The 16,582-nt window shown below is 70.1% G+C and carries 9 protein-coding genes, 1 tRNA gene and 1 pseudogene; 7 read left to right on the plus strand and 4 right to left on the minus strand.

What is annotated here, in order from left to right; genetic code table 11:
- The first annotated feature begins 160 nt into the window (after nucleotides 1–160).
- From tmk to OHA11_RS25915, 6 genes and pseudogenes are all read left to right on the plus strand, one after another.
- Complete coding sequence (gene tmk / locus OHA11_RS25890) at nucleotides 161–3,550, plus strand: dTMP kinase (protein ID WP_266500195.1); 3,390 nt, start codon at nucleotides 161–163, stop codon at nucleotides 3,548–3,550.
- A 319-nt stretch (nucleotides 3,551–3,869) separates the two neighbouring features.
- A complete protein-coding gene (locus OHA11_RS25895) occupies nucleotides 3,870–5,075 on the plus strand; it encodes a DNA polymerase III subunit delta' (protein ID WP_266500197.1) in 1,206 nt (401 codons plus the stop codon).
- A 91-nt stretch (nucleotides 5,076–5,166) separates the two neighbouring features.
- Nucleotides 5,167–6,822 (plus strand): alpha/beta hydrolase, encoded by a 1,656-nt coding sequence (locus OHA11_RS25900; RefSeq protein ID WP_266500200.1) that lies wholly within the window; start codon nucleotides 5,167–5,169, stop codon nucleotides 6,820–6,822.
- Nucleotides 6,823–6,923: 101 nt separating this feature from the next.
- Nucleotides 6,924–6,997: transfer RNA gene (locus OHA11_RS25905), tRNA-Thr, on the plus strand.
- 255 nt (nucleotides 6,998–7,252) lie between these two features.
- Complete coding sequence (locus tag OHA11_RS25910) at nucleotides 7,253–7,891, plus strand: hypothetical protein (protein ID WP_266500202.1); 639 nt, start codon at nucleotides 7,253–7,255, stop codon at nucleotides 7,889–7,891.
- A gap of 228 nt (nucleotides 7,892–8,119) precedes the next feature.
- Nucleotides 8,120–8,263 (plus strand): annotated as a pseudogene (locus OHA11_RS25915) (DNA helicase); the annotation flags it as partial.
- 115 nt (nucleotides 8,264–8,378) lie between these two features.
- Here the strand turns inward: OHA11_RS25915 and OHA11_RS25920 are convergent.
- Both OHA11_RS25920 and OHA11_RS25925 read right to left on the minus strand, forming a co-directional pair.
- Nucleotides 8,379–9,269: a hypothetical protein gene (locus tag OHA11_RS25920; RefSeq protein WP_266500204.1), complete on the minus strand. Its 891-nt coding sequence runs from the start codon at nucleotides 9,267–9,269 to the stop codon at nucleotides 8,379–8,381.
- Complete coding sequence (locus OHA11_RS25925) at nucleotides 9,266–9,688, minus strand: hypothetical protein (protein ID WP_266500206.1); 423 nt, start codon at nucleotides 9,686–9,688, stop codon at nucleotides 9,266–9,268. The genes OHA11_RS25920 and OHA11_RS25925 overlap by 4 nt, the downstream gene beginning before the upstream one ends.
- Before the next feature lie 94 nt (nucleotides 9,689–9,782).
- On the opposite strand from OHA11_RS25925, the gene OHA11_RS25930 reads away from it, so the two are divergent.
- Nucleotides 9,783–13,757 (plus strand): CHAT domain-containing protein, encoded by a 3,975-nt coding sequence (locus OHA11_RS25930; RefSeq protein WP_266500209.1) that lies wholly within the window; start codon nucleotides 9,783–9,785, stop codon nucleotides 13,755–13,757.
- An 808-nt stretch (nucleotides 13,758–14,565) separates the two neighbouring features.
- On the opposite strand, the gene OHA11_RS25935 is transcribed toward OHA11_RS25930, so the two are convergent.
- Together OHA11_RS25935 and OHA11_RS25940 are read right to left on the minus strand one after the other, a co-directional pair.
- On the minus strand, nucleotides 14,566–15,258 hold the full coding sequence (locus tag OHA11_RS25935; RefSeq protein ID WP_266500210.1) for a response regulator transcription factor: 693 nt from the start codon (nucleotides 15,256–15,258) through the stop codon (nucleotides 14,566–14,568).
- Nucleotides 15,255–16,580, minus strand: coding sequence for a sensor histidine kinase (locus tag OHA11_RS25940; protein WP_266500212.1), 1,326 nt, complete (start codon nucleotides 16,578–16,580; stop codon nucleotides 15,255–15,257). Before OHA11_RS25940 ends, OHA11_RS25935 begins: the two co-directional genes overlap by 4 nt.
- Nucleotides 16,581–16,582 lie beyond the last annotated feature (2 nt).

Consider the following 16,582-nt stretch of genomic DNA (forward strand, 5'->3'; position numbering starts at 1 on the left):
TCCGCTTCCGGTGGGGGTCTTCGGGCGGCGCATCCGGCGCGGGACCGAGTTCTTCACCTTTGGTTCGTGAAACGAACGCCTCCGCACCACTTGGTGTCGGGGGCGTTCGCATGTTCGGGGGCCTCTTCGGGGAGTCAGTGCGTCCCGATAGGCTGGCAAGATGACGCGAGCCGAGCAGCCAACGGCCCACAACCCGGCCCCCGACGACGCCCTGGTCGCAGATTCACGGGAGCGCGCCGTCCGGGCGCTGCTGCGCGTGCCGCAACTGAGGCGGCTCTGGAGCGCCCAGCTGGTGGGCGGCGTCGGCGACGCCCTCGCGCTGCTGGTGCTGGTCCTGCTCGCCCTCCAGGCGGCGGTCTCCGACGGCTCCTTCGGCGGTGGCTACCGCGGTGTGGCCCTCTCCGTGTCGGCGGTCTTCGGGGCGCGGATTCTCGCCACGCTGCTCTTCGGGGCGGTCCTGCTGGGCCCGCTCACCTCCCTCACCTCCCATGAGGGGCCGCTCGACCGACGCTGGACCATGGTCGGCGCGGACGGCGTGCGGGCCGCGCTGCTGATCATCGCCCCCCTGTGGATCGACTGGACGCCGGAGAACGCGCTGGCCGTGCTCCTGGTGACGGCCTTCGTGATCGGGGTCGCCGAGCGCTTCTGGATGGTGTGCCGCGAGAGCGCGGCGCCCGCCCTGCTGCCCGCCCCGCCGTTGGAGGGCGCGACGGTACGCCCGCTGCCGGACCACATGGAGGCGCTGCGGCGCCTGTCACTGCGTACGGGATTCGTGGCGGTGCCCCTCGCGGCGGCCTCGCTGCTCGTCGTCGCGCTGGTCAACAACCTGCTGGGCGCCGGGATCGCGTGGTTCGAGCAGCATCAGGCGGCGCTCGCCTCGTACGTCGCCGCGGGCCTGTTCGCCGCGTCCCTGTCGGTGCTCACGTTCCTCGAACTGCCCGACGCGCGGACCCCGCGAGCGCGGTCGCCGCTCGAAGGGCTGCGCCGCCCCAAGACGGGCACCGGCATCGACAAGGGCCGCACCGGGGCCATCCCCCTCCTGGTGCTCGCCTGCGCGGCCGTCGCCGGGGCGATCGCGGCGGCCGTCGCCGTCGCCGTGCTGCACGCCAAGGACCTGGGCGGCGGGCCGGTGACGTACGCGCTGCTGGTGCTCGCGCTCACCGGCGGTGTCGTGCTCGGCATCCGTACGGCCGCCCAGTTGCTGCCGTCCCTGTCGCGGCGCCGGCTGCTCGCGCTGGCGATCGCCTTCACAGGGATAGCGCTGCTCGCCGCGGGGCTCGTCCCGGACGTCACCACGGTCGTCCTGATCGTCGGACTAGCGGGCGCCGGCGCGGGCGTCGCCGCCAACACCGGCCACGCCCTGCTCGACCAGGAGGCCGAGGAATACCGACGTACGCGTACGACGGAACACCTGCACGCCGTCGTACGGGTGTTCGTCGCCCTGGGCGCGCTGGTGGCTCCTCTGGTGGCCGCCGTCATCGGCCCGCACCGCGTGGAGAACGGCAAGTTCGTGTTCGCGCACGGCGGCGCGGCCTTCACGCTGATGCTGGTCGGCGCGCTGCTGCTGCCGGTCGCCGCCCTGGTGCTGGCCAAGGCCGACGACCGCTCCGGAGTGCCGCTGCGGCACGACCTGAGGGACGCGCTGCGGGGCGGCGACGACCCCGTGCAGGCGCACGCCGGGAAGGGCTTCTTCATCGCACTGGAAGGCGGTGACGGGGCCGGGAAGTCGACCCAGGCCGAGGCGCTCGCGGAGTGGATCCGCGCCAAGGGGCACGAGGTCGTGGTGACGCGCGAGCCGGGCGCCACGCCGGTCGGCAAGCGGCTCCGGTCGATCCTGCTCGACGTGTCGTCGGCCGGTCTCTCGCACCGCGCGGAGGCGCTGTTGTACGCCGCCGACCGCGCCGAGCACGTGGACACCGTGGTGCGGCCCGCCCTGGAGCGGGGCGCGGTGGTCGTCTCCGACCGTTACATCGACTCCTCGGTGGCGTACCAGGGGGCTGGGCGTGACCTGTCCCCGACCGAGATCGCCCGGATCAACCGGTGGGCGACCGACGGGCTGGTGCCGCATCTGACCGTGCTGCTCGACGTGCCGCCGGAGACCGCCCGTGAGCGGTTCACGGAGGCGCCGGACCGGCTGGAGTCGGAGCCCGCCGAGTTCCACGCGCGCGTGCGGTCCGGTTTCCTGACGCTCGCCGCCGCCGATCCGGCGCGCTATCTGGTCGTCGACGCCGGGCAGGAGCCCGAGGCCGTCACGACCGTGATCCGGCACCGGCTGGATGTGGTGCTGCCGCTCTCCGAGGCCGAGATCAAGGCCAAGGAGGAGGCGCGCAAGGCCGCCGAGGAGGAGGCGCGTCGGCGCGCCGAGGAAGAGGCCGCCCGCAAGGCCGAGGAGGAGCGGCTGGAGCGCGAGCGCCAGGAGCAGCTCGCCCGGCTGCGTGCGGAGGAAGAGGAGCGCAAGCAGCGCGAGCTGGAGGAGGCCCAGCGGCGCGAGGCCGAGCGCCAGGCCGAGGAGGCCCGGCAGCGCGCCGAGGCGGCACGCGTGCGTGCCGAGGAGGAACGGGCGCGGCGGCTCGCGGAGGAGCAGGCCCTCGCGGCCGAGGAGGAGCGCCGGCGCAAGCAGGCCGAGGAGGAGGCGCGGCTCCGGGCCGAGGCGGAGGAACGGCGGCTGGAGAAGCAGCGGAAGGCCGAGGAGGCGTTGGTCCGGGCCGAGCGGGCTCGCAGGGCGGCGGAGGCGCAGCGGGAGGCGGAGGCGGAGAGGGCGGCTGAGGCTGCTGCTGCCAGCGCGGCTGCTGCTGCGGCTGAGGCTGCTGCGGCTTCGAGTGCGGCTACCGGTGAGGCTGGTGGTGAGGCTGGTGGTGCTGCGGATTCCGGGGCCTCCGGCGGGACCGGCGGGCCCCGAGGGGCTGGTACCGGAGGGTCGGGTACCGGAGGGTCGGGTACCGGAGGGGCGGCCGACGAGACGGCTGTGCTTCCTTCGGTGCCGGCTCGCGAGGGCGGGCCCGACGCCGAGACAACCGTGCTGCCGCAGCCTCCGGCGCCGCAAGGAGCTGCGGACGAGACGGCTGTGCTGCCACCGGTTCCGCCGGTTGGGCAGCGGTTCGCTGCCGACGAGACGGCTGTGCTGCCGTCTGTCGGGCGCGGGGCCGATGCCGAGGAGACGGCAGTGCTTCCGCCGGTTGGGCAAGGGCCCGCCGCGGACGAGACGGCCGTCCTGCCGCCGGTTGGGCAGGGGGCCGCTGAGGACGAGACGGCCGTCCTTCCTCCCATACGGGAGGACCGTGGCGGCGTGCGGGGGAGTGATCCGGCGGACCGGGTGCCCCCGGGGTACTTCCGTGACGAGCGGCCGGGGTCCGCGGGCACGTCCGACGGCACCGACGCCCGCACGCGCGAGCTGCCTCAGGTCGACGAGGAGGGTGCCCCTCGGCGCCGTCCCCGTTCGGACTGGGCGGAGGAGACTCCGCTGGACGACCTCCCGTCGCTGGCGGACGAGTTGCTGGGTCCCCGTGAGGACGACGAGCAGGACGAGGGGCGGGGGCGCCGGCGGCGCTGACGAGCCTGTCGGCCGGAGGCCGGGCGGGTGTCGGCGCCTCTGACATGGCGGGATCGGCATTGGCGTCGGCCCCGGCATCGGCCCCGGCATCCTCGTGCTCGACGGCTGTGTTGACGTGTGCCGTGGGTGTCGGCGGTGAGCGCGCGGACCGCGTTGTCAGTGCCCTCCCGCACAATGGGACGCGCAGGGCAAAGACCCGCAGGGCACAGACCCGTAAGGCAAAGGCCCGCAGGGCGAAGATCTGTAAGGCCAAGATCCGCAAGGCAATGACGCGCAGGGCGAAATCGCGCACGGCAAGGTGCGACGGAAGGGCGGCCCCATGACCGTATGGGATGACCTGGTGGGCCAGGAGAAGGTGAGCGCGCAGCTCGACGCCGCCGCCCGGGACGCCGACGCCCAGGTCACGGCGGTGGCGGACCACACTCCGGTGTCCGAGGCCTCGAAGATGACGCACGCCTGGCTCTTCACGGGACCGCCGGGCTCGGGCCGCTCCACCGCCGCGCGGGCCTTCGCTGCGGCCCTCCAGTGCGTGAGCCCCGACCGGGCCCTCGGCGGAACCCCCGGCTGCGGTTTCTGCGACGGCTGTCACACGAGCCTGATCGGCACTCACGCAGACGTGCAGATCATCCGCACCGACCTCCTCTCGATCGGCGTGAAGGAGACCCGCGATCTCGTACGCCGCGCTCAGTTGTCCCCGGCGGGCCGCCGCTGGCAGGTCATCATCATGGAGGACGCCGACCGCCTCACGGAGGGCGCGGGCAACGTCCTCCTGAAGGCCGTCGAAGAGCCCGCCCCCCGCACGGTCTGGCTCCTCTGCGCGCCCTCCATCGAGGACGTTCTGCCCACCATCCGCTCCCGCTGCCGTCACCTCACTCTCCGGACGCCGCCCGTGGACGCGGTCGCCGACGTCCTCGTACGCCGCGACGGCATCGAGCCGGACGTGGCGGCCGCCGTGGCCCGCGCCACCCAGGGCCACATCGGGCGCGCCCGCCGCCTCGCCACGGACGAGCGTGCCCGCGCGCGGCGCGCCGCCGTCCTCAAACTGCCTCTTCGTGTCGACGACGTGGGCGCCTGCCTCAAGGCGGCCCAGGAGCTGATCGACGCGGCCTCCGAGGACGCCAAGCAGGTCGCCGAGGAGACCGACGTCAAGGAGACCGAGGACATGAAGGCGGCGCTCGGCGCGTCCCAGGGCGGCCGGATGCCGCGCGGTACGGCGGGCGTGATGAAGGAGCTGGAGGACAAGCAGAAGCGCCGCAAGACGCGTACGCAGCGCGACAGTCTGGACCTGGCCCTGATCGACCTCACGGCCTTCTACCGCGACGTACTGGCCCTGCAGTTCGGCACCGAACTCGCCCTCGCCAACACGGAGATGCGGGACACACTGGACCGGCTGGCGCGCGGTTCGTCCCCCGAGGCCACCCTGCGGCGGATAGAGGCGATCGCCGCCTGCCGCGAGGCCCTCGACCGGAATGTGGCGCCGCTGCTGGCGGTGGAGGCGATGACGATGTCCTTGCGGGCAGGGTGACGTCCCGCTCGGGTATTGACGGAGTCACTCGTACGAGGTCGGGTCGAAAACTCTGAGCAGTCGGTTGATCGCGCAGGGTTACGCTCGCTCGATGTACACCAGCCGCCAGCCCAGCTCACCCCGGGCCACCCGGCCCCTCCGGGCCCCCCGATCTCTCCCGGGCACCCCACCCCTCCGGGCCCATCGATCCCTTCGCGCGTGCGGCACGCTGCTCGCCGTCGCCGGACTGCTCGTCTCCGCCTGCTCCGCGGGGAGTTCGACGAGCACCGCGAGCCCGGCCGGGGCGGCTGTGCTGCGCGCGCTGCCCGAGGCCACCCCGTCGGCGCTGTCCCCGTACTACGGCCAGCGCCCGACCTGGCGCTCCTGCGGTGCCCCCGGCTTCGAGTGCGCCACGCTGAAGGCCCCGCTCGACTACGCCGAGCCGGCCAAGGGCGACATCGAGCTGGCCGTCGCCCGCAAGAAGGCCACGGGCCCGGGCAAGCGGCTCGGTTCGCTGCTGGTCAACCCGGGCGGGCCGGGCGGTTCGGCGGTCGGCTACCTCCAGGCGTACGCCGGAATCGGCTACCCGGCGAAGGTCCGCGCCCGCTATGACATGGTCGCGGTCGACCCGCGCGGCGTCGCCCGCAGCGAGCCCGTCGAATGCCTCACCGGGCGCGAGATGGACGCGTACACGCAGACGGACTCGACCCCCGACGACGCGCGCGAGACCGGCGAACTGGTCGATGCCTTCAAGGAGTTCGCGGAGGGCTGCGGGCAGCGCTCGGGGAATCTGCTGCGGCACGTGTCCACGGTCGAGGCGGCCCGGGACATGGACCTCGTGCGCGCGGCACTGGGCGACGAGAAGCTGACGTATGTGGGTGCGTCGTACGGCACGTTTCTGGGGGCGACGTACGCGGGCCTGTACCCGGAGCGGGTCGGCCGTCTCGTCCTGGACGGCGCGCTGGATCCGTCGCTGCCCGCGCGGAAGATGAACCAGGACCAGACGGTCGGCTTCGAGACGGCGTTCCAGTCCTTCGCCAAGGACTGCGTACGCGAGTCGGATTGCCCGCTGGGTGGCGCGGGCACGTCGACGGAGGAGGTGGGCAAGAACCTGAAGGCCTTCTTCCGGAAGCTGGACGAGGCCCCCATCGAGACGGGTGACGCGGACGGCCGCAAGCTGGGCGAGGCGCTGGCCACGACAGGCGTCATCGCCGCGATGTACGACGAAGGGGCCTGGCCCCAACTGCGCGACGCCCTCGCCATGGCCATCCAGGACAAGGACGGCGCGGGCCTGCTCGCTCTCTCCGACGGCTACTACGAGCGCGATTCCGACGGCAAGTACGAGAACCTGATGTTCGCCAACGCGGCGGTCAACTGCCTGGACCTGCCGGCGGCCTTCTCCTCCCCCGAGGAGGTGAAGGAGGCGCTCCCCTCGTTCGAGCAGGCGTCCCCGGTCTTCGGCGAGAGCCTCGCCTGGGCTTCTTTGAACTGCACGTACTGGCCCGTGATGGCGACCGGCGAACCGCACACCATCGAGGCGAAGGGCGCCGCTCCCATCGTCGTCGTCGGCACCACCCGCGACCCCGCGACCCCGTACCGGTGGGCCCAGTCCCTCGCCGGCCAGCTCTCCTCCGGCACCCTCCTCACCTACGACGGCGACGGCCACACGGCGTACGGGCGGGGCAGCGCGTGCATCGACTCCGCGATCAACGACTACCTCCTCGAAGGCACCCCTCCGAAGGACGGAAAGCGCTGCTCAGGGGCGTGATCACGCGGTCTCCGGGGGTGCCTCCAGGGCGAGTACGGAGCACCCCCCGAAACTGTGTAGACTTACGCCCGTTGCCGATCGCACCATAGTTCTGGCAGCACGCCGCCTTAGCTCAGATGGCCAGAGCAACGCACTCGTAATGCGTAGGTCTCGGGTTCGAATCCCGAAGGCGGCTCTGTGGAAGCCTCAGGACTCACTCGCCGTGACCTGGGGCTTTTGCTTTTTCCGCCCCCCGCGTCGGCCGACACAGCCTCCCCGGTTCGTGCCACCAAATCCAAGGGGTGCGCGAGGGGAGCGCATCAGCGCAGACTTTGTGCGCGGGGGTGCGCGAGGGATGGTGCGGTAGCGCCGTCGAAAGGCGTGGGAAGGCTTCTTGGCGAGCAGGCCGGTTTTGTGGAAACGTTCCAACCCGCACTTCTAGGCTGGGTCCGTGGCAGATCGATTGGACATTCTCCCGTTCAAGACCCTGGTGACGCAGGCGGGTGCCGTGTTGCTGACACACGGAGTCGAGGTCGAGGCGACATCGGTGCGGGGCGTCGCGGAGCACCTCGTCGAGGCCATGGCTCAGCAGGTGGGCATGGACCATGAAGAAGCTGTCCATCTGGTGACCCCGGAAGCCGTCGCGGAGATCATCATGAAGGCGGCAAGTGAAGACGACCAGGGAGTCTCTGGCCCGCACGCGGTGTGCCCGGTGCGGATCGACGACCGTACGGTCAGCGCCCCGGTCGAGTCGCACGGCCACTTGGTCATGGCTGCTTCGCAGGCCGGCAAGTACGCCGGCCTCAACGATGACGGAGCGGCTGCGGCTCACCTCCTGGATCTCGCTACCGAGATTGGCGCGGCCCTCGTGAGGAACCATGCTGATGGGGCAGCGGAGATCTCCATGGGAGTGCTCGACGAACTGGCCGAGTTGGTGGACTCGGTGGCTGACCGTGTCGAGACGAGCGGTTGGAGTATCTGTCCCTGTGGCGATGACCACGACCAACGCTCGGTGGATGTCGGCACGGTCACGGTCATGCGTCACCATGCTGCTCTGGCTCGCGGCCTCCGGGGGCAGGCCGATGGCTAGGCTCGTCAGCGCGCGATGAAGAGTTCAGCACAGAGCCCGCATGGGCCAGAAGCGACGGCTGAGAGGGCACTGGACTCGCTACGAGAAGTGTGACGACTTCAGCAGCACCGCCGCGTCATTGAGGACCAACAGCCCGGCGGATACGCCGTGGGGCTCGTAGACGGCCCCCGGGATCCGTGCCGGTGATCGCGTCAGGACGTCCGCGACGTGGGAGGCGTCGGTCCGTACGAGAAGTATGAGACGACCGACCCCAAGCGCTACGAACGCGAACTCAAGAAGAGACGCAACCAGTTGTTCGTCGCTACGACCCGAGCCCGTGACGCGTTGCGCATTTCCTGGCACGGCAGGCCGAGCCCGTTCCTGCCGCTGTAGGCCTGGTCGAATCTCCAGAGCGATGAGCCGTTCGTCGCGGGGCGGGAGGGTGTCGGTCGCAACCAGGACACGGCTCAGGCGAGCCAGTACCGTGCCCGGGGTGTAGCCGGGTGAGTTATCCATCTTTACGGAGGATGCGGGTGACCTCCAGACCGATATCCCTGGAGAACGTTCCAGAGCAGTTGACTCCCAACTGCTCCGCCAGGTCTCGTCCGTATAGATCCACAGTGGACTCCGCCAGTTCGGCCAGCGTGGCGGCGGCCGTACGGCCGCGTGACCACGCCACCAGGCACGTGACCATGCTGATCACGCCAGAGGGCCACCACCAGCCTGCCAACGGCAGATAGAGCAGTCCCCAGCCAAACAGGCGAGCCTCGGCCGACAGCGCGGTCCGCGCCGCGATGAGTTCCGCACACGTCGCGTCCGGCATGCACAACCACAACCGTGGCCAGAGAGAGGCGAAGTCCACGTCGTACATCAGGTGGACGCGTTCACTAGTGGCGCGGACACGGTCGCCCATCCAGGTCGGCCGTTCCGGATTCACGGGACAGATCTGGTCCCGTGCGATGAGCAGAGCGTCCAGTTCGTAGGCGGTGGCTTCGTGGGAGGCTTCTCCGGAGCCTCGGAGCAGGGCCGTCCGATACCTCTGGTCTGCGATCGACCAACGGGTACGGCGGCGGGCCGTCAGCCAGCGGCTCGCCCTGCCGCGACTCGTGGTCAGCCACAGCCGCTCCACACCACCGCCCACCGCCCGGGCGGCCAGTCCCACAGCGCTTGCCCCGAGCCCGAGGAAGACCACGAACATCAAGACCTGCCCGGTGCCCCGAGACGCTCCGCCGATGCTGTTCACCGCGTCCGCCAGGGCCCTGACGTCGTACCAGCGCTCATGCCCCAGCACCAGCACGCCGGCCCCCGACACGGCCAGAAAGAGGGCCCCCGGCAAAACCAGCAGCGTCAGCCAGCGGTCCGCCGCCCGCTTGCCGAGTTCGGCGAGGAAGGCGTTCACCCTCTGATTCGCTCTGTCACCAGGGATGTGTCGTGCACCGCGCACTGTGGCGGGTCGAGTCGAGCCGTCCAGGTCATGCCTTCGACCCGGGCGCAACGCAGGAACCCTGGACAGCGCAGCACCTCGTGCACGGCGTGCGCGGTCACACCGGGCAACGACCGGTAGCCCACGCCCGGTGGTGGCGTCGTACGGTACCTGCCCATACCGCCGGGTAACCCTGACTGGCGCAACTCCGCGTCCAGATCTGCCAGCAAGGGAGCCACCTCGCCCTCGGTGGCGTCGTTGCGCCGCGCCGCCGCCACGGCCCGCAAGGCCACCGTGCGTGCTGTGCCGGGCGCGGCGATAGGCCCTGTGGTCTCGGCGAGCCTCAGGCACAGCCACGCCAGCGAGTCCGTCGAACTGCTTCCTGTTACGCCCATCGTGCTCCTGTCCGGACAAGCCTCTGCGTCAGCCAAGTAGATCTAGTATGAGGCGAGTTGGTGCATGCGACGGGATCTTTGGTGGGGAGCGTCCGTGGCGGACGACGAGCAATTGACCGCACTGTTCGCCGCGGCGTACGACCGGGCCCAAGCCGTGATGAACGGTGGGGACGGCGAGGTCGTGTTGGGCGTAGACGCGATGGACGAAGCGGCCGAGTTGCACGCTGCCATGGGGCGAAGTAGTTGGGCCTTTTACTACACGGGTCTGCTGGCCTGGCTGAGATTCGCGGCTCGCCGGGATCCTCGGGACATCTCGGACCTCATGCTGGCCTTGCGGGTTTTCGCTGTCTGGTTCGAACACGATCCCGAGCACGTGCCCTCACGGATCCAGAGCGTGTTGCGGGTGGAGGTGCCTGAGTCCGTTGAACCGGCGGTGGAGGGTGCCCCCGTACACCCGTACCAGCTCAACGCCGTCGCCATCGATTTGTTGACCAGCGAACCGCCGGAGCTCGCCGTTGTAAGCGTGGCGCTGTCGCGCGCGGCGATCTTGGTTGCGCTCCCCGACGGTGAGTTGATCCCGGCCTTGTTTCAGAACCTCGGCGCTGCCCTCGTCTCGCTCGGCCTGGCGACCGAGGACCCGGAAATCCTCGGAGAGGCGGTGAAAGTGCAGCGGGCGACAGTGGACAGCGTGCCGAAGGATGGGTACCTGATGCCGATGTGCCTCGCCTGCCTTGCGCTCGCCCTCGGCTACCTGCACGAACACAGCCGCGACCGAAGACATCTCGACGAAGCCCTCGCCGCGATGGAACGGGCTCTGGAACTGACCCGTCACGATGACCCGGAGCTCCCGGACCGGTTGAGTGACCACGCCCAGCTGCTGTTGAGCAAGCACGCGTGCTCCGGTGAGCTGGAGGATGCCCACCAAGCCCACAGTTCCATTGGCTTGGCCCTGGCACTCACGACGGCTGACCACCCACGACGTGCGGTGTACGAGAAGGTCGGCCGTGTGACCGAGTTGGCGGTCGTAGCTCACTTCTCGATGAAGGAGGAGCCGGGGCGTTCGCCCACCATGGTGACGGTGAACGAAGCCCTGGAGGAGATCGCGACGCTGCGCGGGGAACTGGCCGAACTCGCGGACGGCGATCCGCTCGAACGGGCAGTGACAACGTCTGTATTGGCGCTCAAGCACGAGCGACGCTGGTCACGCATGGGCACGTTGGAAGATCTGGAAGAGGCGATCCGGCATTACCACGCGGCCCTGAACCAATTGCCCGAGGACCATGGGCGGTACGCGGAGAGCACGCAGGGGTTGATCTTCTGCCTCATGGCCCGTCACCGGCTGTTTGCGGCGATTGAGGATCTTGAGGAGGTCGTCGCCCTGGAGCGCCGCCTCGTGACGGTCAGAGAGACGGGGTCGGCCGCGCGGCATGCCGTGCAGCTCGTCGAACTGGCTAACGTGCTCATGGGCCGCTACGAGTTGCGAGGCGACGCCGCGGACTTCGAGGAAGCGCTCCAGCGTGGCGAAAAGGCGGTCGAGGTGGCCGAGGAGGGCGGTGAGGAGTGGCTGCTGGCGCGGGTGACGGTGGCACAGGCATTGCTGATACGTCACAGGGACAGGGACGACACGTCGACCGATAGGTTCGATGACCTGGAACGGGCCGTTGACTGGCTGGAGGCCGCCGTCGACGGACTGCCCGCCGACCACGTCAACGCCGGTGTCGCCTTGCAGAATCTGGCCGCCGCGCTGACCGCGCGGTACTACGAGCACGGCGCCCTCACGGATCTGGACACGGCTGCCGAACGGCTGAGGGAGGCCTACGCCGCCGTACGCCTGCATCCTGAGCAGCGAATCAGGGATCACGAGCCGGGGTTGATGCTCGGGCAAGTGCTGCATCAGAGGTGGCTGCGCCACGGGGCGTTCAGCGACCTGGACGAAGCAGTGGCGGTGACCCGACAGGTTGTCCGAGCCGTCCCCGACGGTTGGTCCGACCGGGACGGCGTGCGCGTCAGGCTGGTGCGGTTGCTGCTCGCACGCTACGGCAGGACAGGGATCCGAGCGGACCTCACCGAAGCCAGCCGGCTCGCCCGTCAGGCCGTCCGCGAGACCCCCGAGGACGATTTGAGAGCCTTGAACCGTGCGCGGGCCGCGCATGCGGACGCTCTCCTGACAACACTGCCCGGCGAGCCGGGACCCACTCCGGAGAACACGGCGGAGGCGGTCGGTCTGCGCCGGCAAGCACACACCTCCGCGCCCACGCCTGAGACGTCCGTCGGCCTGGCCCGCGCCCTGGACGCACACCACCGGGCCACTGCAGCCGGTGGACCCCCACCGGACGAAGCCCGTCACCTGTTGGAGACAGCACTACCCAATGAGCGTGGCCGACGCCCCGAAGCGCTCGCCGCCCTCGGTGCCCTCCTGGGACAGTCCCCCGACCCGCCCGCTCGTGAGCGGGCCGAGGAATGCTTCCGCGAGGTCGCGCTGATGACCGACGCGGCTCCCGCCGAGCGGCTGGAGGCCGCCCAGCGCTGGGCCGAACTCCTCGCCTCGCAAGCGAAGTGGGAGCAGGCCGCCAAGGCGTATCAAGTCGCGCTCGCCCTCCTGCCCCAGCTGGCGCCGCACACCCTTGAGCGCACCGACCGCGAGCACGGCCTCGGTTCAGCCACCGGACTCGCGTCCCACGCCGCGGCCTGCTTGCTACGCCTGGACCGCAGTGAGACGGCCATCCGGCTCTGGGAGGCGGGCCGCGGCGTGCTCTGGGAGCAACAGACGGAGACTCGCGGTGATCTCGCAGCCCTACGTGCCACCGCACCCCGACTGGCCCGCTCCTACGAGGAATTACGAGAGCGACTCGATGCTCAAGATCGGGCCGGCTCGCTCACGGACCCATCGACCCCGTACGGCTGGCAGAGCGAACTGGAGGCGCAGCCGGGCATGGCGGCCGAACAGCGCCGACGGTTGGGACAGCAGTGGCAGTCGCTCCTGGAGGAGATCCGTTCTCTGGAAGCCTTTGCCGATTTCCCTCGCCTGCCTGGTGAGCGCGACATCCCTCACTCCGGTGTCACGGGACCGGTCGTAGCGATCCTCACCAGCACCTACGGCAGCTGTGCCGTGCTTCTCGGACCGGACGGGGTCATGGCCCGAGTGCCGTTGCCGGGGCTGACTCCCGGCGCGGTGGCTGAGTACACCGATCGACTCAACGGGGCGCTGAAGGAGGCCGTCGACCCACGGACTTCACACGAGAGGCGACGCGCGGCCGAGGAGTCCATCTCCGCGGTGCTCGAATGGCTGGGATCGACTGTGACAGGGCCTGTGCTTGCCGCGCTCGGGTATCGCCCGGTGGCCACCGGGGAACCGCTGCCGCGCTTGTGGTGGGTGCCGGACGGGGCACTCGCCCAGCTACCGCTCCACGCTGCCGGGACAGCTCTCCAACAGGTCTGCTCCTCGTATGCGCTGACGCTCGGCACGCTGCGCCGAGCGTCAGCGAACACTGCCATGCCCCCAGCGCCGAGGGTCCTGGCCGTCGCCATGCCGCAGACGCCGGGCGCCGAACCCATCGAGGGCGCGGCGGCAGAAGCGCGACATCTCGCCGAGCGGTACGGTGCACAGGTGCTGATCGGCGAACAAGCCACACACGACGCGGTATGCGCCGCTCTTCCCGACTACGAAGTGGTCCACTTCGCCTGTCACAGCGACGGCTCCGGGCTACTGCTCCAGGACCATCGCACAAGACCGCTCACCGTTTTCGAGATTTCCCGTCTGGAGCTTCCGCGGGCGAAGCTGGCCTACCTGTCCGCGTGCACGACATCGCTCGGGCCTCGTCAGCTCGCTGACGAGGCCGTGCATCTGGCCGCGGCCTTCCAGCAGGCCGGGTTTCCGCATGTGATCGGAACGTTGTGGTCGGTGGAGGACGCAGTGGCGAAGTCCCTCTGCGCCGACGTGTACGACGCGCTGCCCGGTCTCGACACGACGTCGGCGGCTGAAGCCCTGCACCGTGCAACACGAGACCTGAGTGAGCGCTACCCCGACAGCCCCAGCCTGTGGGCGGCGTTCGTGCACTTCGGCCCATGAACCCGAGCCGCAAGCCCGGATCGTATCGCTGACCAGGAACGGCAACGGGCGAGGAAGGCGGCCCTTCACCCAAGACTGCCTCGTCACGAGTTGGGACGCCGCGGGCGAAGGTCGGGCGGCCCCTGTTTCGCGGGGCGCCGAGATACTTTGGGGGCTGTCTAAAACGGAGCTTGGTGGACACCAACGTCTCCAACCCAGACCATCAGGTGCGGTTGAGCTTCTTGGGGTGAGGGAGATCGTCCTGGTGTGGCCGTCGATAAACCACTCCGGGGGACGTGACCCGGGTGCACTCCCTGGGAGACAATGAAGGGGCAGCGCTGAGGCCCTGGCTCGAATTGTCTGATGCTGACAATACGGCCGCAGCCAGGAAGTCGGGTCGCTGTCCGGGACTGGAATGTCACCGGTGGCTACCAGGGGAGCGCAAGGGGAGCGCGGACGCCTTTGGACGGTGCAACATGGGGTGCGAACAGCGGGACCGCCACATGTGCTCTGATCTGCGAAAACGGGATTTGATACGACCGCGCAGCACAGCCCGGCATGACCCCTATCGGTCCCGTAATGCGTAGGTCTCGGGTTCGAATCCCGAAGGCGGCTCCAAGGGAAACCGCAGGTCAGGAATCTGACCTGCGGTTTCTTTGTTTTTGACCTTGGAATGTGGGCATATTGCGCTTCGGTCGCCTGCGCATGGAATGCGTAGGTCAGGGTTTTACCCTCCGGGGTCATGATCTGCATGGTCGGGGGTGGCCAAGGGGTGGCCATTTGTGCAGCGGCCGTGCTTTGGAGTAGTTCGAGGGACCCCGGTATCGGACTACGACAGGCGGTCGGTGCTGCTGTCGGGGGCGGCGTGGGCCAGGCCTGTCCGGTAGGCGATGACGACGAGTTGCGCCCGGTCGCGGGCCTCCAGTTTTGTCATGGCGCGCTGCACGTGGGCGCGGACGGTGAAGGGGCTGAGGAACATCCGGTCGGCGATCTCCTGGTTGGACAGGCCGGTCGCGACCAGGGCCACCATCTCGCGTTCGCGTGGGGTGAGCACGGCGAGTTGTTCGGGGTGGTGCGGCGGGGCGTCGTCCGGTGTGGCCAGGAAACGGGCGACCAGGGAGCGGGTCGCGGCGGGGGACAGAAGAGTGTCGCCGTCGGCGATCGTACGCACGGCGTCCAGCAGGTCCTCGGCCCCGATGCCCTTGCCGATGAAGCCGCCGGCCCCCGCGCGCAGCGCCTGAGCGACGTACTCGTCGGTCTCGTACGTGGTGAGGATCAGGATGCGGCTGGCACGCAGGTCCGGGTCCGCGCAGATCTCCGACGTGGCGGTGAGACCGTCCACCTCGGGCATACGGATGTCCATGATCACCACGTCCGGGCGCAGCTCCCGGGTGAGTCTCACCGCCTCCTTGCCGTCGGCGGCCTCGCCGACCACGGCGATGTCGTCGGCGCTGTCGAGAAGCAGCCGGAAGGCACCGCGCAGCAGGGCCTGATCGTCGGCGAGCAGCACCCGGAGCGTCACGGCGCATCCCCTGCCCGTGCGTCGCCCGTCCGTCCGTCGCCTGTCGCTCCGTCAGCCATTCGCCCCTCGCTGGTTGTTGCTCCGGCAGTCCTCCGTGTCGTGTCCTTGGCGGGCGGGAGGGGCAGCTGGGCTGAGACGAGGAAGCCGCCCTCCGGGCTCCTGCCCGCCCAGAGGTGTCCGCCGACCGCAGTGGCACGTTCACGCATCCCGATCAGACCGTAACCGGGCGGACGGTCCGCCGTCGTGGACGCACTCGGTCCCGTGGATGCGGTCGGCGCCGTACGGGCGCCCCCTCCCTCGTCGGCGACGGTGATGGTCACGCGATCGCGGTTCCAGGCGAGACGCACCCGGGCGCTACCAGTGCCGGCGTGCTTGGTCACGTTGGTCAGTGCCTCCTGGACGATGCGGTAGGCGGTGAGGTCCACTCCCGGCGGCAGCGGTCTGGCCGTGCCCTCCTGGTGCACCGACACCTCCAGACCCGCGCGGCGGAAGGACTCGAGGAGAGTGGGAAGCCGGGACAGCCCGGGCGCCGGTTCGGCGGGCCCGGCCGCGTCCCCGGACTGACGCAGCAGACCGACCGTGGCCCGCAGGTCGTCGAGCGCGTCGCCTGTGGTCGCGACGAGCTCCTTCAGGCTCTTACGGGTCTGCTCCGGGCGGGCGTCGAAGAGGTGGGCGGCGACCGTGGCCTGAGCGTTGGCCAGGGTGATCTGATGGGCCACGAGGTCGTGCAACTCCCGCGCGATGCGCACCCGTTCCTCGGCCACTCTCCGGCGCGCCTCGCTCTCCCGGCTCTGCTCGGCCCGCCGTGCCCGCTCCTCCACGGCCGCCAGGTAGGCCCGTCGGTTGTGCACCGAGTGACCGAGTACGCCGGCCACCAGCGGGAACGCCGCCACCACTCCCATCCTGCTCGCGTCCTTCCATGAGAGGGCCCCGAACACAGGGGTGAAGGCGACCAGCAGCGCCGCGGAGGTGAGCAACACCGCGCTCGCCGCGTGCCGTTCGGTGCGCAGGGTGAGCGAGTAGGCGGTGATCACGGCGGGGGCCACGATGAGCGGGCTCAGCAGGAGGCCCAAGAGCGGCACCAGCACGCCGCACGCGGTGGTGGCCGCCATGGCGGCCAGGGGTGCCCGGTGCCGCACCGGCAGCACGGCACAGGACACCACGGCGATGACGTAGGCGGCGGCAGGCGGCGGTGCCAGCGTCCTACCGTCGTCCTGCAGCACACCGCCGAGCAGGCAGAGCGCGAACGCGGTCGCCGTGATCGCTCCCTCCCGCCACCACGTACCGCGTGATCGCGGGGCACCGCCACCCGTGTTCGTCATGG

Source organism: Streptomyces sp. NBC_00878 (assembly GCF_026341515.1).
Taxonomy (GTDB): domain Bacteria; phylum Actinomycetota; class Actinomycetes; order Streptomycetales; family Streptomycetaceae; genus Streptomyces.

Bases quoted from the DNA above. Each gene is read 5' to 3' on its own strand.
- tmk (WP_266500195.1), top strand. From the start codon at position 161: ATGACGCGAGCCGAGCAGCCAACGGCCCACAACCCGGCCCCCGACGAC.
- OHA11_RS25895 (WP_266500197.1), top strand. From the start codon at position 3,870: ATGACCGTATGGGATGACCTGGTGGGCCAGGAGAAGGTGAGCGCGCAG.
- OHA11_RS25900 (WP_266500200.1), top strand. From the start codon at position 5,167: ATGTACACCAGCCGCCAGCCCAGCTCACCCCGGGCCACCCGGCCCCTC.
- OHA11_RS25925 (WP_266500206.1), bottom strand. From the start codon at position 9,688: ATGGGCGTAACAGGAAGCAGTTCGACGGACTCGCTGGCGTGGCTGTGC.
- OHA11_RS25940 (WP_266500212.1), bottom strand. From the start codon at position 16,580: ATGACGAACACGGGTGGCGGTGCCCCGCGATCACGCGGTACGTGGTGG.